At 68.6% G+C, this 21,576-nt stretch carries 16 protein-coding genes and 1 tRNA gene; 11 read left to right on the forward strand and 6 right to left on the reverse strand.

What is annotated here, in order from left to right; genetic code table 11:
- Positions 1-23: 23 nt before the first annotated feature.
- On the reverse strand, positions 24-1,250 hold the full coding sequence (locus tag EES41_RS21595; protein WP_123079950.1) for a pyridoxal phosphate-dependent aminotransferase: 1,227 nt from the start codon (positions 1,248-1,250) through the stop codon (positions 24-26).
- Positions 1,251-1,486: 236 nt separating this feature from the next.
- Between EES41_RS21595 and EES41_RS21600 the strand changes: the two genes are divergently transcribed.
- The 11 genes from EES41_RS21600 (at position 1,487) to EES41_RS21655 (ending at position 15,858) form a co-directional block, all read left to right on the forward strand.
- Positions 1,487-1,559 (forward strand) — tRNA-Trp (locus EES41_RS21600).
- A gap of 105 nt (positions 1,560-1,664) precedes the next feature.
- Entirely contained in the window at positions 1,665-1,946 is a 282-nt protein-coding gene (gene secE, locus EES41_RS21605; RefSeq protein WP_037792022.1) for a preprotein translocase subunit SecE, read from the forward strand.
- 84 nt (positions 1,947-2,030) lie between these two features.
- Positions 2,031-2,966: a transcription termination/antitermination protein NusG gene (gene nusG / locus EES41_RS21610; RefSeq protein ID WP_123079951.1), complete on the forward strand. Its 936-nt coding sequence runs from the start codon at positions 2,031-2,033 to the stop codon at positions 2,964-2,966.
- 165 nt (positions 2,967-3,131) lie between these two features.
- Positions 3,132-3,566 carry a 50S ribosomal protein L11 gene (gene rplK / locus EES41_RS21615; protein ID WP_008739735.1) on the forward strand — a complete coding sequence of 145 codons (435 nt, stop codon included), beginning with the start codon at positions 3,132-3,134 and terminating at the stop codon, positions 3,564-3,566.
- 88 nt (positions 3,567-3,654) lie between these two features.
- Positions 3,655-4,383: a 50S ribosomal protein L1 gene (gene rplA / locus EES41_RS21620; protein WP_030710300.1), complete on the forward strand. Its 729-nt coding sequence runs from the start codon at positions 3,655-3,657 to the stop codon at positions 4,381-4,383.
- Between the two features lie 184 nt (positions 4,384-4,567).
- On the forward strand, positions 4,568-5,464 hold the full coding sequence (locus EES41_RS21625) for an LppX_LprAFG lipoprotein (RefSeq protein WP_250569404.1): 897 nt from the start codon (positions 4,568-4,570) through the stop codon (positions 5,462-5,464).
- A 149-nt stretch (positions 5,465-5,613) separates the two neighbouring features.
- The gene (locus EES41_RS21630; protein ID WP_123079952.1) at positions 5,614-6,450 is read left to right on the forward strand and encodes a hypothetical protein; all 837 of its coding nucleotides are present in this window, start codon (positions 5,614-5,616) and stop codon (positions 6,448-6,450) included.
- A gap of 298 nt (positions 6,451-6,748) precedes the next feature.
- A complete protein-coding gene (rplJ, locus tag EES41_RS21635) occupies positions 6,749-7,279 on the forward strand; it encodes a 50S ribosomal protein L10 (protein ID WP_008739730.1) in 531 nt (176 codons plus the stop codon).
- Positions 7,280-7,389: 110 nt separating this feature from the next.
- Positions 7,390-7,773 carry a 50S ribosomal protein L7/L12 gene (gene rplL / locus EES41_RS21640; RefSeq protein WP_037792014.1) on the forward strand — a complete coding sequence of 128 codons (384 nt, stop codon included), beginning with the start codon at positions 7,390-7,392 and terminating at the stop codon, positions 7,771-7,773.
- 605 nt (positions 7,774-8,378) lie between these two features.
- Positions 8,379-11,861: a DNA-directed RNA polymerase subunit beta gene (gene rpoB / locus EES41_RS21650; RefSeq protein WP_008739728.1), complete on the forward strand. Its 3,483-nt coding sequence runs from the start codon at positions 8,379-8,381 to the stop codon at positions 11,859-11,861.
- A 97-nt stretch (positions 11,862-11,958) separates the two neighbouring features.
- Positions 11,959-15,858, forward strand: coding sequence for a DNA-directed RNA polymerase subunit beta' (locus EES41_RS21655; protein WP_123079953.1), 3,900 nt, complete (start codon positions 11,959-11,961; stop codon positions 15,856-15,858).
- Between the two features lie 60 nt (positions 15,859-15,918).
- Here the strand turns inward: EES41_RS21655 and EES41_RS21660 are convergent, their stop codons facing one another.
- From EES41_RS21660 to EES41_RS21680, 5 genes are read right to left on the reverse strand one after another with little or no spacing between them, the layout of a single operon-like run.
- Positions 15,919-16,980: a M48 family metalloprotease gene (locus EES41_RS21660; RefSeq protein WP_254211533.1), complete on the reverse strand. Its 1,062-nt coding sequence runs from the start codon at positions 16,978-16,980 to the stop codon at positions 15,919-15,921.
- A gap of 13 nt (positions 16,981-16,993) precedes the next feature.
- Positions 16,994-17,497, reverse strand: coding sequence for a Pycsar system effector family protein (locus tag EES41_RS21665; RefSeq protein ID WP_123079954.1), 504 nt, complete (start codon positions 17,495-17,497; stop codon positions 16,994-16,996).
- The gene (locus tag EES41_RS21670; protein ID WP_123079955.1) at positions 17,494-18,603 is read right to left on the reverse strand and encodes a hypothetical protein; all 1,110 of its coding nucleotides are present in this window, start codon (positions 18,601-18,603) and stop codon (positions 17,494-17,496) included. Before EES41_RS21670 ends, EES41_RS21665 begins: the two co-directional genes overlap by 4 nt.
- Before the next feature lie 14 nt (positions 18,604-18,617).
- Positions 18,618-20,747: a hypothetical protein gene (locus EES41_RS21675; RefSeq protein ID WP_123079956.1), complete on the reverse strand. Its 2,130-nt coding sequence runs from the start codon at positions 20,745-20,747 to the stop codon at positions 18,618-18,620.
- Entirely contained in the window at positions 20,744-21,511 is a 768-nt protein-coding gene (locus EES41_RS21680; protein ID WP_123079957.1) for a hypothetical protein, read from the reverse strand. Before EES41_RS21680 ends, EES41_RS21675 begins: the two co-directional genes overlap by 4 nt.
- Between the last annotated feature and the right edge of the window lie 65 nt (positions 21,512-21,576).

A 21,576-nucleotide genomic window follows, 5' to 3' on the forward strand; every position in this document is an offset into this window, starting at 1 on the left:
CGGGAACGGTTCCGCGCGCCGCTCTAGGCCTTGGCCTCCGCCAGCAGCTTCTGGATGCGGGACACGCCCTCCACCAGGTCCTCGTCGCCCAGGGCGTACGAGAGGCGCAGGTAGCCCGGGGTGCCGAAGGCCTCGCCCGGGACGACCGCGACCTCGGTCTCGTCCAGGATCAGGGCCGCGAGCTCGATGCTGCTCTGCGGGCGCTTGCCGCGGATCTCCTTGCCGAGGAGCTCCTTGACCGACGGGTACGCGTAGAACGCGCCCTCCGGGGTCGGGCAGAAGACGCCCTCGATCTCGTTCAGCATCCGCACCATCGTCTGGCGGCGCCGGTCGAAGGCGGTGCGCATCTTGGCGACCGCGTCCAGGTTCCCGGAGACGGCGGCCAGCGCCGCGACCTGGGCCACGTTGGAGACGTTGGAGGTGGCGTGCGACTGCAGGTTGGTCGCGGCCTTGATGACGTCCTTCGGGCCGATGACCCAGCCCACCCGCCAGCCCGTCATGGCGTACGTCTTGGCGACGCCGTTGACGACGATGCACTTGTCGCGCAGCTCGGGCACGATCGCCGGCAGCGAGACGAACTTCGCGTCGCCGTAGACCAGGTGCTCGTAGATCTCGTCGGTCAGCACCCACAGGCCGTGCTCGGCGGCCCAGCGGCCGATGGCCTCCGCGTCGGCCTCCGGGTACACGGCGCCCGTCGGGTTGGACGGGGAGACGAACAGGACGACCTTCGTCCGCTCGGTCCGCGCGGCCTCCAGCTGCTCCACGGAGACGCGGTAGCCGGTGGTCTCGTCGGCGACGACCTCGACCGGGACACCGCCCGCGAGGCGGATCGACTCCGGGTAGGTGGTCCAGTACGGCGCCGGGACGATGACCTCGTCGCCCGGGTCGAGGATGGCCGCGAACGCCTCGTAGATCGCCTGCTTGCCGCCGTTGGTGACCAGGATCTGCGACGCGTCGACCTCGTAGCCGGAGTCGCGGAGCGTCTTCGCGGCGATCGCGGTCTTGAGCTCGGGCAGACCGCCGGCCGGCGTGTAGCGGTGGAACTTCGGGTTGCGGCAGGCCTCGATCGCGGCCTCGACGATGTAGTCCGGGGTCGGGAAGTCGGGCTCGCCCGCGGCGAAGCCGATCACCGGGCGCCCGGCGGCCTTGAGCGCCTTGGCCTTGGCGTCGATGGCGAGGGTGGCTGACTCGGAAATGGCGCCGATACGGGCGGACACGCGGCGCTCGGAGGAAGGCGTAGCAGAGGTCATGCGGCCAATCGTCCCAGACGTCCTTGAAGCCCCGCACACCGTTTCAGTGAGCGGACGCGATGGGTCCGCATGGCGATCTCACACGCGCTCCTGAGCCCGCCGACGATCTTCCGGCGGCTTCTGTTCGACGTCAGGGCCCGGACCACGTACACTCACCTGTCGTTGGCCCCCGCCGATCGCCCCAGAGCGTGAGCACTCCGTGCACTCGCTCGGATGCGGTAGGTTGGGGAACGCAAAGGGTCGTAGCTCAATTGGTAGAGCACTGGTCTCCAAAACCAGCGGTTGGGGGTTCGAGTCCCTCCGGCCCTGCTCCACACTCCTTCTCGGACGTGTGCGCAGGTACGTACTTCGATGCAACGCCGTGCGGCGCAACCGGGCGCGGCTACGGCCACGACCCGGATTCAGGTGAGAGACATGACGGACGCCCTGGGCTCCATCGACATGCCTGATGCCGAGGACGACACCCGCGAGAAGAAGGCCCGCAAGGGCGGCAAGCGCGGCAAGAAGGGCCCTCTGGGCCGGCTCGCGCTGTTCTACCGTCAGATCGTCGCGGAACTCCGCAAGGTTGTCTGGCCCACTCGGAACCAGCTCACGACGTACACCACCGTGGTGATTGTCTTCGTCGTCATCATGATCGGTCTGGTGACCGTGATTGACTATGGGTTCCAGCAAGCCATCAAGTTCGTCTTCGGCTGATCCCCGCGGAGGGCGGCGCCTTGATGGGTGCCGCCCGTTTTCGCATGTTCGACCACCTTTTGTATCCAGGAAGAAGCAGCCACCGTGTCTGACCCGAACCTGAACGTGAGCCCCGACTCCGTCGAGTCCGTCGAGGACGAGCTCGACATCGTCGAGGCTGCAGACGCTGTGGACCCCGATGAGGCCGAGCTCGCCGACGCCGAGGCCGGCATCGCCGCGGAGGACGCCGCGCTGCACGTCGAGGACGAGGCTGACGCCGACGTTGAGGACGCCGCCGACACCGAGGCTGACGACGACGACACCGAGGCTGCCGAAGACGACGCCGCCGAGGACGAGGGCGACGTCGAGGCCGAGGCCGACACCGACGGGGAAGAGGCCGAGGAGGCCGCCCCCGCCGAGCCCGTCGACCCCATCCAGGCCCTCCGCGAGGAGCTCCGCCTGCTCCCCGGCGAGTGGTACGTGATCCACACCTACGCGGGCTACGAGAAGCGCGTGAAGGCCAACCTGGAGCAGCGCGCCGTCTCGCTGAACGTCGAGGAGTTCATCTACCAGGCCGAGGTGCCCGAGGAAGAGATCGTCCAGATCAAGAACGGCGAGCGCAAGAACGTCCGGCAGAACAAGCTGCCCGGTTACGTTCTCGTCCGCATGGATCTGACGAACGAGTCCTGGGGCGTCGTCCGCAACACGCCTGGCGTCACCGGCTTCGTCGGCAACGCGTACGACCCGTACCCGCTGACCCTGGACGAGATCGTCAAGATGCTCGCCCCGGAGGCGCAGGAGAAGGCCGCCAAGGCCGCCGCGGAAGAGGCCGGTCTGCCCGCGCCCGCCGTCAAGCGCACCATCGAGGTCCTGGACTTCGAGGTCGGCGACTCGGTCACCGTCACCGACGGCCCCTTCGCCACGCTGCAGGCGACGATCAACGAGATCAACCCGGACTCGAAGAAGGTCAAGGGCCTCGTTGAGATCTTCGGCCGCGAGACCCCGGTCGAGCTGAGCTTCGACCAGATTCAGAAGAACTGATCTTCTGAGACAACGCTTCCGGACAGGTCAGATCGCCCCGCGAAGGGCGGTCTGACCTGCTCGGTTTTTAGCCCCGCTCCGATACCCGTTATCGTGGTGCGGTATGCCTCCATCCGGATGACCGGATTGGCGGCGAAAAACTCTCACTAGGACCCGGAGAGAGCAATGCCTCCCAAGAAGAAGAAGGTCACGGGGCTTATCAAGCTCCAGATCAAGGCCGGTGCGGCCAACCCGGCTCCGCCGGTCGGCCCCGCGCTCGGTCAGCACGGCGTCAACATCATGGAGTTCTGCAAGGCCTACAACGCCGCGACCGAGTCGCAGCGTGGCATGGTCGTGCCGGTGGAGATCACGGTCTACGACGACCGCTCCTTCACCTTCATCACGAAGACCCCGCCGGCCGCGCGCCTCATCCTGAAGGCCGCGGGCATCGAGAAGGGCTCCGGCGAGCCGCACAAGACCAAGGTCGCCAAGCTCACCGGCGCCCAGGTCCGCGAGATCGCCGAGCTGAAGATGCCCGACCTCAACGCCAACGACGTCGACGCCGCGATGAAGATCATCGCCGGCACCGCGCGTTCGATGGGCGTCACGGTCGAAGGCTGATCCAGCCACCCCCAGCACCACCAGTGGTAGGACCAAGCGCTGGTCCGCACCACGACTCCATGCCTGAAGCCAAAACACAGGAGCAGAAGTGAAGCGCAGCAAGACTCTCCGCGCTGCGGACGCCAAGGTCGACCGGGAGAAGCTGTACGCCCCGCTCGAGGCCGTCCGTCTCGCCAAGGAGACCTCCGCGACCAAGTTCGACAGCACCGTCGAGGTCGCCTTCCGCCTGGGTGTCGACCCGCGCAAGGCCGACCAGATGGTCCGTGGCACCGTGAACCTCCCGCACGGCACCGGCAAGACCGCCCGGGTCCTGGTCTTCGCGACCGGTGACCGTGCTGCGGCCGCGGAAGCCGCCGGCGCCGACATCGTCGGCGATGACGAGCTGATCAACGAGATCGCCAAGGGCAACCGCCTGAACGAGTTCGACGCCGTTGTGGCCACCCCGGACCTCATGGGCAAGGTCGGCCGCCTCGGCCGCGTGCTCGGTCCCCGTGGCCTCATGCCGAACCCGAAGACCGGCACCGTCACGATGGACGTCGCGAAGGCTGTCACCGAGATCAAGGGTGGCAAGATCGAGTTCCGCGTCGACAAGCACTCGAACCTGCACTTCATCATCGGCAAGGTCTCCTTCTCCGATGAGCAGCTGGTCGAGAACTACGGCGCGGCCCTGGACGAGATCCTCCGTCTGAAGCCGTCCGCCGCGAAGGGCCGCTACATCAAGAAGGCCGCCCTGAGCACCACGATGGGTCCCGGCATCCAGCTGGACTCCAACCGCACCCGGAACCTCCTCGTCGAGGAAGACCCGGCCGCGGTCTGAGCCTTCCCGGCTCACTGAGTGGCTGAACGGGCCCCTCGCCCCCTTCACAGGGCGGCGAGGGGCCCGTTCTTCGTATTCCGGCTTCGTATTCCGGCAGCTTTCGGCCGAAATCCGTTCGGTGGCCGCCGGGAGTAGAACGTATGGTCGTACCAACGAAACGATCATTTCAGGGGTGGGGACTCCAATGCTTGCGAACCGCAAGAAGACCGTCGGCGCGGCGCTGGCCGCCGTACTGCTCGTGGGTGGGGCCACGGCGTGCGAGAACGGCGACAAGAACGACAAGAAGGACTCGGGCAAGGCGGCCGCGACCGCCTCGGCGTCTGCCCCGGCCTCCGCCGCGGCGGGCAAGGGGGCCGCCGCGGCGACGCCCGTCGCGCTGCTGGAGGGCACGAAGAAGACGTCCGAGGAGATCACCTCGCTCCGGTACGCGATGTCCGGCACCACCCCCGACGGGGCGGTCTCGGGCGAGGTGTCGATGGCGCTGAAGCCGGCCGTCGCGATGGCGATGAAGCTGGCCTCGCCGGACAGCCCGGGGGAGACCGTCGAGATGCGCCTGGTCGCCGGCGCCATGTACATCGGCGCCGAGGGCAAGTGGCTCAAGTTCGACGTGAAGTCCATGGACCCGAAGGCCGCCGCACAGCTGGACGCGGCCGGCAAGGGCACCCAGAACGCCGAGAACCCGGGTGACAAGGCGAACGCCCTGCTCCAGTCCAAGGACGTCAAGCTGGTCGGCGAGGAGACCATCGACGGCCAGAAGACGAAGCACCTGGCGGGCACCCTCACGCTGGACCAGATGAAGACCGCGGCCGCGAGCGAGGACCAGGCGACGAAGGACCGCCGGGAGAAGACGCTCCAGGAGCTGCAGAAGCAGGGCATCACCAGCCTGACCATGGACATGTGGATCGACGAGAGCAACCACACCAAGCAGGTGCGCACGCGCGGCCAGGGCTCCAAGGGCGCCACGGACATGACGATCAAGTTCACGGACTACAACAAGCCCGTCGACGTGCAGGCCCCGCCGGCTGACCAGGTCGTGGACCTCGCCGAGATGATGAAGGGCTCGGGCGAGGGCGGCGCCTGACCGGCCACGCTCCGCACTCCGTCGTGACAACGGGCTCTCCGCCTCCCTTCCCGGGGGTGGGGGGCCCGTTTCGTCGTGGATGTGGGGATTTCTCATCTTCCGCGTAGGGTCGGGGAGTTGTACAGAGATCCACACATGGGGGAGACCAGATGAACAAGGCTGTCCGGACACGGGCCGGCGCCGCCATGGCGGGCGCCGTACTGCTCGTGGGCGGCCTCACGGCCTGCGGCGGGGACAAGGCCGGGGCCGACGGGGGCAAGGCCGGCGCGGACCGGAAGGCGGGGGCCACGGCCTCCGCCCCGGCCCAGACGCCCGCGGAAGCCGTGAAGGCGTCCTACCTGAAGACGGTGAAGGCCGGATTCGCGAAGGTCGAACTGTCGACCGTGGGGGCGGACGGGAAGACCCTGAAGCAGTCCGGGACCAAGGGCTGGTACCCGTCCACGCACGACATCACGCTGACCCGCGACAAGGGCGACACCCGCTCGATCATGCTCGGCGACACCGTCTACAGCCACATGGACAAGCCGGTCGACGGCAAGATCTGGATGCGGATGGAACTGGCCAAGGACGGCAAGCCCGGCGTCCGGCTGAACGAGGACCCCGCCGAGTACCTGGCGATGCTGCTCGGGCAGCAGAAGCTCACGTTCGTCGGCGCCGAGCGGACCGGTGGGGCCGAGACCCGGCACTTCAAGGCCGCCCTCACCAACGAGGACCTGCTCAAGGCGGACGAGAGCGGCAAGGTCATGGAGGAGAAGGACCGCGCGTACCTCCACGAGGCGCTGAAGAAGATCTCCGCCGTCGAGGTGGACCTGTGGATCGGCGCCGACGGGCACCCCGCCCGCGTCGACTCCGTGACCACCGGCGAGGAGGGGAAGAGCAAGACCACGGCGACGTTCTCCGACTACGGCAGCGTCCCGGCGATCACGGCCCCGCCGGAGGGCGAGGTGATCCTCTTCGACGAGGTCATGAAGCGCTCGGGCTCCTGACGCCGCCGGTGGCGCCCGCCGTTCCCGACCAGTCCGGCGGGCGCCCCCGCGGCCGATTTGCCTCGGCTCGACCCCTTCACGTAGTCTTCCCCGGAAGCCAAAGACCGCTGGTCGTTGCCGTGCCCGCAAGGGTGCGGCGGCCGAAGGATCCGCTAACTGCGGACGTCCTGCGCAGGTGACTGTGGAAAGTTCCCGGAACTCGTTCCGGTTGAGCTACGCCCTGGCGCCTGCGCCGGGGCGTTTCGTATTTCAGCCCCTTCTGAGCGGTCCTCATCACCCGGAAGGAGGCCGACGCACTATGCCGACGCCCAACAAGGCTGCCGCGGTAGCCGAGCTCAAGGACGCGTTCCAGAGCTCGAACGCCGCCGTGCTGACCGAGTACCGGGGTCTCACCGTCGCGCAGCTCAAGACGCTGCGTCGCTCTCTCGGTGAGAACGCCCAGTACGCCGTGGTGAAGAACACGCTGACCAAGATTGCGGCCAACCAGGCCGGGATCACCGCGCTGGACGAGCACTTCGCTGGTCCGACCGCGGTCGCCTTCATCACCGGTGACCCGGTGGAGTCGGCGAAGAGCCTGCGTGACTTCGCCAAGGACAACCCGAACCTCATCATCAAGGCGGGTGTCCTTGATGGTAAGGCGCTCACCGCCGATGAGATCAAGAAGCTTGCGGACCTCGAGTCCCGCGAGGTTCTGCTCAGCAAGCTGGCCGGCGCGTTCAAGGGCAAGCAGTCTCAGGCTGCCTCGCTCTTCCAGGCGCTGCCGTCGAAGTTCGTCCGCACCGCGGAAGCGCTTCGCGTCAAGCTCGCCGAGCAGGGCGGTGCCGAGTAATTCGGCTCGCGCACTGATCCACGCCGCCTAGTGCGTGGGTCGTAGCGGGCCGTTACGCCCGCCTCTATATACATCCGGCACCTGCCGATTTAGTGGAAGGATCGCCCATCATGGCGAAGCTCTCTCAGGACGACCTCCTCGCCCAGTTCGAGGAGATGACCCTCATCGAGCTCTCTGAGTTCGTGAAGGCCTTCGAGGAGAAGTTCGACGTCACCGCCGCCGCGGCCGTCGCGGTTGCCGGCCCGGCCGGTGGCGGCGCCGCTGTCGAGGCCGTCGAGGAGCAGGACGAGTTCGACGTCATCCTCACCGGTGCCGGCGACAAGAAGATCCAGGTCATCAAGGTCGTGCGTGAGCTGACCTCCCTGGGCCTGAAGGAGGCCAAGGACCTCGTGGACGGCGCTCCGAAGCCGGTCCTCGAGAAGGTCGCCAAGGAGGCCGCTGACAAGGCCGCCGAGTCCCTCAAGGCTGCCGGCGCGGCTGTCGAGGTCAAGTAACACCTCTGAGGCTCTCTGAAGCCTCTTCAAAGGGCGATCACCCGTAAGGGTGGTCGCCCTTTGGCGTACCCGTTGTGCCTGACTTGCCCTGGTCTCGTTGGGGAGTAGGGTGATCTTCGTTGCCTCGAAGCAGGGTCCGGAGATGATCCGCTCGGAGCAGGGGGCCTTGACGAACGGCACGCGGCGCGCAATTCTCAGTCCCGATGTGAGATCGGTCCGCTGGTCCGGGATCCGAGGCTCTGGTCGAGGATCCGAGGTATGGATCGACTACGAAGAGGGCAGTACTGATACGCGCTCTGTGTACGAGGGCGGCAGTGTTGGACGCAGTGTTGGACGCAGGGTTGGTTCGTTTTAGACGACATGGGGAAGGCCTGTTGCCGGTTTCCGGAAACCTGGTCTGGACATCAGTGAGCCAAGTGGCTACACTGACCCTTTGCGCTGCCTGTTAGCTGCCCCCTGCCCGTCGCCAGGGGCATGCCCACGCTTGAGCACACTTGATTGATACGCCCTGACCTGGTCATCCGGCCGGATTGGGGGGCCTGTCTTCTGTGTCAGCTGGGACCGGTACGCGCGTAGTGAGTCCGAGCCCTCGGAAGGACCCCCTCTTGGCCGCCTCGCGCAACGCCTCGACCAATACGAACACCGGTGCCAGCACCGCCCCGCTGCGCATCTCCTTTGCAAAGATCAAGGAGCCCCTCGAGGTTCCGAACCTCCTGGCGCTGCAGACCGAGAGCTTTGATTGGCTGCTCGGAAACGCAGCCTGGAAGTCTCGCGTCGAGTCGGCGCTTGAGAGTGGACAGGACGTCCCCACCAAGTCCGGTCTGGAAGAGATCTTCGAGGAGATCTCGCCGATCGAGGACTTCTCCGGGTCGATGTCGCTGACCTTCCGCGACCACCGTTTCGAGCCGGCGAAGAACTCTGTCGACGAGTGCAAGGAGCGCGACTTCACGTACGCGGCTCCGCTGTTCGTCACGGCCGAGTTCACGAACAACGAGACCGGAGAGATCAAGTCTCAGACGGTCTTCATGGGCGACTTCCCGCTCATGACCAACAAGGGCACCTTCGTCATCAACGGCACCGAGCGTGTCGTGGTGTCGCAGCTCGTCCGTTCCCCCGGTGTCTACTTCGACTCCTCCATCGACAAGACGTCCGACAAGGACATCTTCTCCGCCAAGATCATCCCGTCCCGGGGTGCCTGGCTGGAGATGGAGATCGACAAGCGCGACATGGTCGGTGTCCGCATCGACCGCAAGCGCAAGCAGTCCGTCACCGTCCTCCTGAAGGCTCTCGGCTGGACCACCGAGCAGATCCTCGAGGAGTTCGGCGAGTACGAGTCCATGCGCGCCACCCTGGAGAAGGACCACACCCAGGGTCAGGACGACGCGCTGCTCGACATCTACCGCAAGCTGCGTCCGGGCGAACCGCCGACCCGCGAGGCCGCTCAGACGCTGCTCGAGAACCTCTACTTCAACCCGAAGCGCTACGACCTCGCCAAGGTCGGCCGCTACAAGGTGAACAAGAAGCTCGGCGCCGACGAGCCGCTGGACGCCGGTGTGCTCACCACCGACGACATCATCGCGACGATCAAGTACCTCGTGCGGCTCCACGCCGGCGAGACCGAGACCATCGGTGAGTCGGGCCGTTCGATCGTCGTCGAGACCGACGACATCGACCACTTCGGCAACCGTCGTCTGCGCAACGTCGGCGAGCTCATCCAGAACCAGGTCCGCACGGGTCTGGCTCGTATGGAGCGCGTCGTCCGCGAGCGCATGACGACTCAGGACGTCGAGGCCATCACGCCGCAGACCCTGATCAACATCCGGCCGGTCGTCGCCTCCATCAAGGAGTTCTTCGGCACCAGCCAGCTGTCGCAGTTCATGGACCAGAACAACCCGCTCTCGGGCCTGACCCACAAGCGCCGCCTGTCGGCGCTGGGCCCCGGCGGTCTGTCCCGTGAGCGGGCCGGCTTCGAGGTCCGTGACGTTCACCCGTCGCACTACGGCCGCATGTGCCCGATCGAGACCCCTGAAGGCCCGAACATCGGTCTGATCGGCTCGCTCGCGTCCTACGGTCGCGTCAACGCGTTCGGTTTCGTCGAGACCCCGTACCGCAAGGTCATCGACGGTGTCGTCACCGACGACGTCGACTACCTGACGGCCGACGAGGAAGACCGCTTCGTCATCGCCCAGGCCAACGCCGGCCTGTCCGAGGACATGCGCTTCACCGAGAACCGCGTGCTGGTCCGCCGTCGTGGCGGCGAGATCGACTACATCGCCGGCGACGACGTCGACTACATGGACGTCTCCCCGCGCCAGATGGTGTCCGTCGCGACCGCGATGATCCCCTTCCTGGAGCACGACGACGCCAACCGCGCCCTCATGGGCGCGAACATGATGCGCCAGGCCGTTCCGCTCATCAAGGCGGAGGCGCCGCTCGTCGGCACCGGCATGGAGTACCGCTGTGCGGTCGACGCCGGTGACTCGATCCGCGCGGAGAAGGACGGTGTCGTCCAGGAGGTCTCGGCCGACTACGTCACCGTCGCCAACGACGACGGCACGTACACCACGTACCGCGTCGCGAAGTTCTCCCGCTCGAACCAGGGCACCTCGGTCAACCAGAAGGTCATCGTCAACGAGGGCGACCGGATCGTCGAGGCCCAGGTCCTCGCCGACGGCCCGGCCACCGAAGAGGGCGAAATGGCCCTCGGCAAGAACCTGCTCGTCGCGTTCATGCCGTGGGAAGGTCACAACTACGAGGACGCGATCATCCTGTCGCAGCGCCTCGTGCAGGACGACGTCCTCTCCTCGATCCACATCGAGGAGCACGAGGTCGACGCCCGTGACACCAAGCTGGGCCCCGAGGAGATCACCCGGGACATCCCGAACGTCTCCGAGGAGGTCCTCGCCGACCTCGACGAGCGCGGCATCATCCGCATCGGTGCGGACGTCGTCGCCGGCGACATCCTGGTCGGCAAGGTCACGCCCAAGGGCGAGACCGAGCTGACCCCGGAGGAGCGCCTGCTCCGCGCGATCTTCGGTGAGAAGGCCCGCGAGGTGCGTGACACCTCGCTCAAGGTTCCTCACGGTGAGATCGGCAAGGTCATCGGTGTCCGCGTCTTCGACCGCGAGGAGGGGGACGAGCTTCCCCCGGGCGTGAACCAGCTGGTCCGCGTCTACGTCGCCCAGAAGCGCAAGATCACCGACGGTGACAAGCTCGCCGGCCGCCACGGCAACAAGGGTGTCATCTCCAAGATCCTTCCGATCGAGGACATGCCCTTCCTTGAGGACGGCACGCCGGTCGACATCATCCTGAACCCGCTGGGTGTCCCGTCCCGAATGAACCCGGGACAGGTCCTGGAGATCCACCTCGGCTGGCTCGCCAGCCGCGGCTGGGACGTCTCCGGCCTCGCGGAGGACTGGGCCGAGCGTCTGAAGGTCATCGGTGCCGACCGTGTCGAGCCCGGTACCAACGTCGCCACCCCGGTGTTCGACGGTGCCCGTGAGGACGAGCTCGCCGGCCTGTTCGAGCACACCATCCCGAACCGCGACGGTGACCGCCTGGTCCTGCCGTCCGGCAAGGCGCGCCTGTTCGACGGCCGCTCCGGTGAGCCGTTCCCGGACCCGATCTCGATCGGGTACATGTACATCCTCAAGCTCCACCACCTGGTCGACGACAAGCTCCACGCCCGGTCGACCGGTCCGTACTCGATGATCACGCAGCAGCCGCTGGGTGGTAAGGCGCAGTTCGGTGGCCAGCGCTTCGGTGAGATGGAGGTGTGGGCGCTTGAGGCTTATGGCGCCGCTTACGCCCTCCAGGAGCTGCTGACCATCAAGTCCGATGACGTCACCGGCCGCGTGAAGGTCTACGAGGCCATCGTCAAGGGCGAGAACATCCCCGAGCCGGGCATTCCCGAGTCCTTCAAGGTGCTCATCAAGGAAATGCAGTCGCTCTGCCTCAACGTGGAGGTGCTGTCCTCGGACGGCATGTCCATCGAGATGCGCGACACCGACGAGGACGTCTTCCGCGCGGCGGAGGAGCTCGGTATCGACCTGTCCCGGCGTGAGCCGAGCAGCGTCGAAGAGGTCTGACGGGCCTGACGGGGGGCTCGCTCAAGAGCCCCCCGTCATCCCCGGGACCGTTCAGACCATGATTGAGACTCGACCCCGAAAGAGGGATTGACGCACAGTGCTCGACGTCAACTTCTTCGACGAGCTGCGGATCGGCCTTGCCACCGCGGACGACATCCGAACCTGGTCGCACGGCGAGGTCAAGAAGCCGGAGACCATCAACTACCGCACCCTCAAGCCCGAGAAGGACGGACTCTTCTGCGAGAAGATCTTCGGTCCGACCCGGGACTGGGAGTGCTACTGCGGCAAGTACAAGCGTGTCCGCTTCAAGGGCATCATCTGTGAGCGCTGTGGCGTCGAGGTCACGCGCGCCAAGGTGCGTCGTGAGCGGATGGGCCACATCGAGCTTGCCGCTCCCGTCACCCACATCTGGTACTTCAAGGGCGTCCCGTCGCGCCTTGGCTACCTGCTGGACCTCGCGCCGAAGGACCTCGAAAAGGTCATCTACTTCGCCGCGTACATGATCACGTTCGTCGACGACGAGCGCCGCACCCGCGACCTCCCGTCGCTGGAGGCGCACGTCTCCGTCGAGCGCCAGCAGATCGAGAACCGCCGTGACGCGGACCTCGAAGGCCGTGCCAAGAAGCTTGAGACCGACCTGGCCGAGCTTGAGGCCGAGGGCGCGAAGGCCGACGTACGCCGCAAGGTGCGCGAAGGTGCCGAGCGCGAGATGAAGCAGCTCCGTGACCGCGCCCAGCGCGAGATCGACCGCCTCGACGAGGTCTGGGCCCGCTTCAAGAACCTCAAGGTCCAGGACCTCGAAGGCGACGAGCTGCTCTACCGCGAGCTGCGTGACCGCTTCGGCACGTACTTCGACGGTTGCATGGGCGCCGCCGCGCTGCAGAAGCGGCTGGAGTCCTTCGACCTCGACGAAGAGGCCGAGCGCCTCCGCGAGATCATCCGTACCGGCAAGGGCCAGAAGAAGACCCGTGCGCTCAAGCGCCTCAAGGTCGTCTCCGCGTTCCTGCAGACCAGCAACAAGCCCAAGGGCATGGTTCTGGACTGCGTGCCGGTGATCCCGCCGGACCTGCGTCCGATGGTGCAGCTGGACGGTGGCCGCTTCGCGACCTCCGACCTGAACGACCTGTACCGCCGCGTGATCAACCGCAACAACCGCCTGAAGCGCCTTCTCGACCTCGGTGCCCCCGAGATCATCGTGAACAACGAGAAGCGCATGCTCCAGGAGGCCGTGGACGCCCTCTTCGACAACGGTCGTCGTGGTCGCCCGGTGACCGGTCCCGGTAACCGTCCGCTGAAGTCCCTGAGCGACATGCTCAAGGGCAAGCAGGGTCGATTCCGTCAGAACCTTCTCGGCAAGCGCGTGGACTACTCCGCGCGTTCCGTGATCGTCGTCGGTCCGCAGCTGAAGCTGCACCAGTGTGGTCTGCCCAAGGCCATGGCGCTGGAGCTCTTCAAGCCGTTCGTGATGAAGCGCCTGGTCGACCTGAACCACGCGCAGAACATCAAGTCGGCCAAGCGCATGGTCGAGCGCGGCCGCACGGTCGTGTACGACGTGCTCGAAGAGGTCATCGCCGAGCACCCGGTGCTGCTGAACCGTGCGCCCACGCTGCACCGTCTCGGCATCCAGGCCTTCGAGCCCCAGCTGGTCGAAGGCAAGGCCATCCAGATCCACCCGCTCGTCTGCACCGCGTTCAACGCGGACTTCGACGGTGACCAGATGGCCGTGCACCTGCCGCTCTCCGCGGAGGCGCAGGCCGAGGCCCGCATCCTGATGCTGTCCTCGAACAACATCCTCAAGCCGGCCGACGGCCGTCCGGTCACGATGCCGACCCAGGACATGGTCCTCGGTCTGTTCTTCCTGACCACCGACGGTGAGCTCCGTGACGTCAAGGGCGAGGGCCGCGCGTTCGGCTCGACCGCCGAGGCGATCATGGCGTTCGACGCCGGCGAGCTCGCGCTGCAGTCGTCCGTCGACATCCGCTTCCCGGTGGGCACCATCCCGCCGCGCGGCTGGGTGGCGCCGGTCGCCGAAGAGGGCGAGCAGGAGTTCCAGCCGGGTGACAGCTTCCGTCTGAAGACGACCCTGGGTCGCGCGCTCTTCAACGAGCTGCTGCCCGAGGACTACCCGTTCGTCGACTACTCGGTGGGCAAGAAGCAGCTCTCCGAGATCGTCAACGACCTGGCGGAGCGCTACCCCAAGGTCATCGTGGCGGCGACGCTCGACAACCTGAAGGCGGCCGGCTTCCACTGGGCGACCCGTTCGGGCGTCACCGTGGCCATCTCCGACGTCGTCGTGCCCGAGGCCAAGAAGGCCATCGTCGCGGGCTACGAGGCGATGGACGAGAAGGTCCAGAAGCAGTACGAGCGCGGTCTGATCACCAAGGACGAGCGCACGCAGGAGCTCATCGCGATCTGGACCAAGGCGACCAACGAGGTTGCCGAGGCGATGAACGCGAACTTCCCCAAGACGAACCCCATCTTCATGATGGTTGACTCGGGTGCCCGAGGAAACATGATGCAGATGCGACAGATCGCCGGTATGCGTGGTCTGGTGTCGAACGCGAAGAACGAGACCATCCCGCGTCCGATCAAGGCGTCCTTCCGTGAGGGCCTCACCGTTCTGGAGTACTTCATCTCCACGCACGGTGCCCGTAAGGGTCTGGCGGACACCGCCCTGCGTACCGCCGACTCGGGTTACCTCACCCGTCGTCTGGTGGACGTCTCGCAGGACGTCATCATCCGCGAGGAGGACTGCGGCACCGAGCGCGGCCTCAAGCTCAAGATCGGTGTCAAGGACGAGGCGGGTGTCCTCCGCAAGGCGGACGACGTCGAGACCTCCGTGTACGCCCGCATGCTGGCCGAGGACGTCGTCATCGACGGCAAGGTCATCGCGCCGGCGAACGTGGACCTCGGTGACGTGCTCATCGACGCCCTCATCGCGAACGGCGTCGAGGAGGTCAAGACCCGCTCGGTCCTGACCTGCGAGTCCGCGGTCGGCACCTGTGCCTTCTGCTACGGCCGCTCGCTGGCCACCGGCAAGCTGGTCGACATCGGTGAGGCGGTCGGCATCATCGCCGCCCAGTCCATCGGTGAGCCCGGTACCCAGCTGACGATGCGTACCTTCCACACCGGTGGTGTGGCCGGTGACGACATCACGCAGGGTCTGCCGCGTGTCGTCGAGCTCTTCGAGGCCCGTACCCCGAAGGGTGTCGCCCCGATCTCCGAGGCCGCCGGCCGCGTGCGGATCGAGGAGACCGAGAAGACGAAGAAGATCGTCATCACGCCCGACGACGGCAGCGAGGAGACGGCGTTCCCGATCTCCAAGCGCGCCAAGGTCATCGTGCACGAGGGCGACCACGTCGAGGTGGGCCAGAAGCTCACCATGGGTGCCACCAACCCGCACGACGTGCTGCGCATCCTCGGCCAGCGTGCCGTCCAGGTCCACCTGGTCGGCGAAGTCCAGAAGGTCTACAACTCGCAGGGCGTGTCGATCCACGACAAGCACATCGAGATCATCATCCGGCAGATGCTGCGCCGCGTGACGATCATCGAGTCCGGCGACGCGGAGCTCCTGCCGGGCGAGCTCGTCGAGCGCTCGAAGTTCGAGACCGAGAACCGTCGTGTGGTCACCGAGGGCGGACACCCCGCCTCCGGCCGCCCGCAGCTGATGGGTATCACCAAGGCCTCGCTGGCGACGGAATCCTGGCTGTCGGCCGCCTCCTTCCAGGAGACGACCCGAGTCCTGACGGATGCGGCGATCAACGCCAAGTCCGACAGCCTCATCGGCCTCAAGGAGAACGTCATCATCGGTAAGCTCATCCCGGCCGGTACGGGTCTGGCCCGCTACCGCAACATCCGGGTCGAGCCCACCGAAGAGGCCAAGGCCGCGATGTACTCGGCCGTCGGCTACGACGACATCGACTACTCGCCCTTCGGCACCGGCTCCGGCCAGGCTGTCCCGCTGGAGGACTACGACTACGGCCCGTACAACGGCTGAGTCGCAGCAGAGCGTCTACCGCAGGGCGGTCACCCGAGAGGGTGGCCGCCCTGCGGCGTTTCACGGGGCCGGCCGGAGGTACGGCCGGAGGTGGTGCAGCCGGGTGCGGTGGTCGGGGTGGGAGGAGAGCAGCCGGGCGAACGCCCCGGTGCCGCGCCGGGAGGCGTTCTCGCGGCGTTCCTGTTCCTCCTCCTCGGCGAGGACCCGCTCCAGCAGCGCCGCCAGCATCGGCCCGAAGCCCAGGGCCGCGGCGTGCGCGTCGGCGCGCAGCTCACCGCGGCGGGTGACGGCGGCGCTCAGCCAGGGGAGGCCGAGCAGGAGCAGCGGCAGGCCGTACGTGGCGGCCAGGGTCAGGTACGCGAGCCAGCAGGCGGCCGCGGTCAGCGCGAGGGTGGCGCCGCGGGAGAGGCCGCGGGCCATCCGGGGCCACAGCCGGACGGCCAGCTGCCAGGCGGCCCGGGCCGGGAGGGCGTACCAGCGGGCGAGGAGCGCCGCCCAGGCGTGACCGCCGGTGTGGTGGCCGAGCTCGTGGGCGAGTACGGCGGCGAGCTGGGAGCGGGGGAGGTTCTCGACGGCGTACCGGGTCACGCCGACGAGGTGCCCGGCGGCGGCGAAGGCGTTGAGGTCCCGGCCGTCCTCGATCCACAGCTGGTAGCGGCTGCCGTCGATCCCCGCGCGGGCGGTGACCTCGCGCCAGACCGGCTCCAGGACGGCGAGTTCGTGGGGGAGCGGCCGGTGCAGCCGCAGCAGGTGGCGGGCGAGGCGGTCCTCGACGGTCCGGTTGAAGACGAGGGCTCCGGACGCCAGCCAGAGGAGCGCCGGCAGCCAGGCCGGGAGGCCGAGCCACGCGTCGAGGAGGAGGGACAGGGCCAGCACCAGGCCGAGGCCGAGCAGGAACGCGGGCAGGTGCAGGGCGAGGCCCAGCCAGGCCGTGGCGTCGACGGAGCGCTGCCGGGCCCGGTAGGTGACGCGCGTTCCGGGAGCGTGCCGGCGGACCAGGTCGTCGGGGTCGGAGCCGGGGCCGGGGTCGGGGCCGGGGTAGGGGTCGGGGCCGGGGCCGGGGGCGGAGCCGGGGTCGGGGTCGGGGCCGGGGCCGGAGCCGGGGTCGGGCATCGGGTGCATGGCGGGCCTCCGGTCAGCCGATCAGCAGGGCGGCGGGCAGCAGGAACAGGCCCGCGCAGAAGGCGACCAGGCCGGCCCGTATCCACTGGTGCTTGCGGACGACGATGCGGCTGTTCGCCGCGAGCGCCGAGCGGACCGCCCCGGCGGGGTCCCGGCCGGTGACGGCGAGGGCCTGCTCCAGGCGGTCCTGCCGGTCGGCGGAACGGATGTCCCCGAAGTAGGACAGCGGGGTCCCGTCCCGCCACTGGGCACGCAGCGACCTGGGCAGTACGGCGAGCAGCAGCGCGGGCAGCGCCAGCGCGAGCGCCCCCGCACCGGCCCACCACACGACCTGCCCGGCCCCGGACAGCACGCCGGGCCGCCACCTCTGCGCGGCGAGCTGCGAACTGAGCACCCCGGTGGTCATCCCGAGCGCCCCGACCAGCACGGCCGCCTTGCTGTCGGCCCGGGCGATCTCGCACCGCACGTCGGCGAGCAGCTGCGCGGCGAACGCTCCGCCGGGCTCGCAGGCGGTCATCGAGGGCTGCCCTGGGCGGCGGACGGCTCCGGAGGCACGGGCGGCTGCCAGGCGGGAAGGGCTTCGGGCGGCGGGTAGGGGGCGGCGGCAGCCGGCGCCGGCTCCTCGGCCACGGCGGCCGGGTCCGCACCGCCCGGATCCCCCGGGACGTGCTGCCCGAAGACGGCATTGAAGGCGTCGATCGCGAGACGCCGCGGTCCCTCCAGCTCGAAGGGTTCCGTACCCGCCTTGGTCAGCAATTCCTTGATCAGGTTCATCTGTGCGCGGAGCCGTTCCCGCTGGTCCTCGCGGAGGCTGCCCAGGGCCTTCGCGGAATCCTCCGGGTGCTGGACCAGGTGCATGGCCCACGCGTCGACCCCGCCGCGGGTCAAGTACTCCTGGTAGAAGGCGATCCGCTCGGCCTCGTACTTCTGGAGCTCCAGGCGCTGGCGGTGCTGGGCCCCGGCCCGCGCCGCCTTCTCCTGATCGGCCTGATGTCCGTACCGCTCCGTGTGGATCTCTTCCGTGGCCGCGTGCTCGATGGCCTGCAGTCGCCGGGCGTGCGCGATGCCGTTCTCGTCACGGCGCAGCCGTGCCGTCCAGGAGACGTGCAGGCCCGCGTCCTCGCCCAGCGGCTTCCCCTGACGGACGACGGCGATCAGCTCGGCCTCGGCGGCCGCGCTGTCGGCGATCGGGAACCGCCGGGTGACGTGCCGGGCCACGTGCTCCACTTCGCCCAGGAGCAGCCGGGGCACGTCGCGGTGCCCGCTGCGGACGAAGCGGGCCGGGTCGGTGACCTGCCAGTCGAACTCGACGCTCGCCTCGAACTCGTGCGCGTCGTTGTCGCTGGGCAGCGCCATCCGGGCCTGCGCCGGGTGGACGCCCATGTCCACCTCGTAGACGGCGGTGTAGCGGCGCCGGAGGCGGCGGGGCCGCAGCGGTGGCAGGAAGACCTCGTGGCCACCCCGGGCGGTGGTGTACACCAAGGCGTGATCGATACGGGTGGGCGGCCTGCCCGGCAGGCCGAGACGGCCGATCTGGCGGACGGTGATGACCGGGTCGATCAGCCGGGTGTGCCGGTCGGCGTGCTGATCCCAGTCGGCGGAACGGTACAGAGGGCTGTCCATGAGCGGGCCTCCTGTCAGACGTGGGCGAGGGGAGCGGCGGGAGGGGCGGCGAGCGTGGCGCGCAGCCGGGTGGCGACAGTGGGTCCGGGCTTTCCGTCGAGACCCGACACCGTGTCGAGGAGGTGGTCGAGCCGGGCCGCGTCACGGGTGCCCGTGACGAGCGCGGGGAGCAGGGTGGCCAAGGCCACCGCCGTGCCCGCGTCGGAGTCGGCGGCCCGGACCCAGGCCCGCAGCACCGCCTCCGCGCGCTCGTTGAACGAACGGTCGTTCAGGGCGGCGCTCAGCAGCCGGGCGACACCTGCGAAGGCGGCCGGGGCTCCCGCGTACCCCGCGAGCAGGGGCGGGGCGGAGGCGGGAGCGGGACGCTCGCAGGCGGTGAGGAAGCCGTCCAAGGCCAGCGTGCGGGCGGAGGCATGCCCGTCCAGGGTGGGCAGCAGCTCGGCGAGCGCGGCTCCGGCGGCGGGCGAGAGCAACAACAGGGCGACGGATTGCGGGAGTTCCGCGGTGACCTGCTGGTCACCCACCCCGATCCTGGGCTGGGCGAGCTTCTTCTCGTACTGGTGACGTGCTTGTACGCGCAGGGCGGCCAGGGTTTCGGCCGGGCGCTCGGGGCCGATCAGGCCCAGGGCGCGGACCGCGACCCAGCAGCGTTTGGGATCCTGGCCGTCGGCGCTCCAGCCGTTGATGATCCGCGGGATGTTCGGTGCACCGATCCGATGGGCGAGGGCGAGGGCGCTCACCGCGGTGAGCTGGCGCCGGGACTCCTTCGCACGTGCCCAGCGCTCCAGGATCAACGCCATGGTGGAGGGAAGGTCGGTGAAGGCGAGGACGGCCACGGTGGCCGCCGCCCGGGTCCGTACGAAAGGCCGGCCGTCGGCGGCGAGACCGTCGAGCCAGGTGATCAGGGCGGGCCGGGCCGCCGGGTGACCGGTCCAGACCTCGCGGAGCAGGATCGGTGCCACCCGGTCGTCGAGGAAGGCCGCCTTCAGCTGGGTGACCGGGCCCCACTCGGTCTGCTCGTCCGCGGTGTAACGCCGGGCCCGCGCGATCTGGAGCCGTTTGGCGATGTGGGTGCCGAAGACCGGGATGGCCTTCTGGAACCGGTCGTCGCCGGTCCTGAGCAGCGCCGAGTAGAGGGTGTCGCTGAGCTCGGCGGTCAGCGCGTACGGACCGTTGTCGAACGCGGCCAGCGCGATCAGGAAGGCCTTCTCCCGCAGATGGAGCCTGTTGTCGGCCTCCTCGAACCACTCCTGGACCTGACGTTCCAGCGTGACCAGCGAGTACTGCTCCATCTCGGTCTCATCGGCGCGCAGGAGCACGGCGGCGTAGCCCACGACCTCGCGGATCTGGTGCCCGCGCGAGAGGAACTCGGTGACCGCGGGCCGGGCCAGCAGCTCTTGCGCCTCGGCCTGGCCGAGATGCCGGTGCAGGAGGGTGGAGAGAACGGTCTCCGGTGCGGGAGCCTGCCAGTCGGCGAGACGGACGGTGTCCTCGATGTACGGGCTGTGACCCGTCGTGATCACGAGGTAGGCGTTCTGTTCCCGCAGTTGCCCGCGCAGGGCGAGCAGGTGGGCCTCGCGCAGCGGTTGCTCCCGTGAGGGTTCCAGATCGCACAGCACGTGGCCGTGGGCCTCTCCCGTGGAGACGAACCTCCGGCTGAGCTCGCTGGGTGTCACCTCGCGGTCCATGGCGTGGACCGGGGTGGCCCCGAGGCGGTGGAGCAGCATCAGGGCGGCGGTGCGGCGGCCCGTGAAGGGGGCGCCGGTCAGGACCAGGACGTGCTCGTGGCGCAGCCGCTCCAGCAAGGACCCGAAGGCGGTCCCCTCGGAGACGAACGAATCCGCCAGCCGTTCCAGTGTCCCGGCCGGGATCTCGCCGGAGACCTGGCCGCCGCCGAAGCCGCCGAAGCCGCCGAATTCGTAGTGGATCTCGGTCTTGCCGCCCGAGATGATGTCGCCGATGACCTGGTGAGCGGTGACGCCCCGGTTGATGCCGTCGAAGACCATCGAGGGAGGGGTGTGCGCGTCCAGGTCCCGGCGGGCGGCCCAGGGTTCCTGGGCCGGCTGTTCGGGTTCCGCCGCGGCCTTCTCCTGCGCGGGGCCGGCGGCCTCGGCGGGCGCGTCCGGCGGCGGCTGGTCACTCATCGGCGCTCGCCCGGGGTCCCGAACGTGATGCCGCCCGTGATCTGGTTGGCGATCGCGCCGTGGTTGGTGCCGTGGAACTCGATTCCGCCGGCCGCGGCGGCTCCGGCGGGCCGGGTGGCCGGTGCGGGCTCCGGCGAAGGCGACGGCTGCGGACCGCGGCCGGCGTCGGCGGGGTGGGGTGGGGCCGGTCGGAGCGGGCCGTGGAGCCAGGCTGGGAGGGGGCCGTTTTTGGTGGGGACCGTGATGTGGGTGAACTCCTCGGCCGGGATGCCGGTGTGCTGGTGGCGCACGATGCCCGCGTGGACGGATTCGGAGACGCAGAGGACGAAGTCGCCCGCGCGCTCGCGCAGTGCGGCCCGCAGCGGGTCGGCGTCGAGGAGGCGGCAGGCGTCGTTGAGGTCCGTCCCCACCCAGCCGTCGTACTCGTCGATGGCGACGTACCCGCCGGCCAGGACCGCGCGCAGCCGCAGCTGGGTGGAGCTGGCGGCCATCCGGTTCATCGCGCGCAGCTCCGCCGGGAGGTCCGTGAGCAGTGCGCGGAGCAGGGTGGTGAGGGGGATGGCGGGGTCGATCAGTTCCATGACGGCGTCGCCGCGGTCGGCGCGCAGCCGCATGGTCTGGTCGACGCCGGCGGTGAGCAGGACCCGGTCGACGAGGCTGAAGAGCATCCGGCGCAGGAGCGCCTGCTGGACGTCGTCCCGGTCGCTGAAGCGCTCGGTGTCGATGAGGAGCATGGTGCGGGGCAGGGGTGCTGTCTGAGGCATGCCAGGAGCGTGCACCGGTGCGGGCTGCGACCGTGAGGGCGGATGACGCACCCGGAGTGTGACCG

Source organism: Streptomyces sp. ADI95-16 (genome assembly GCF_003721495.1).
GTDB classification, from domain to species: Bacteria; Actinomycetota; Actinomycetes; order Streptomycetales; family Streptomycetaceae; genus Streptomyces; species Streptomyces goshikiensis.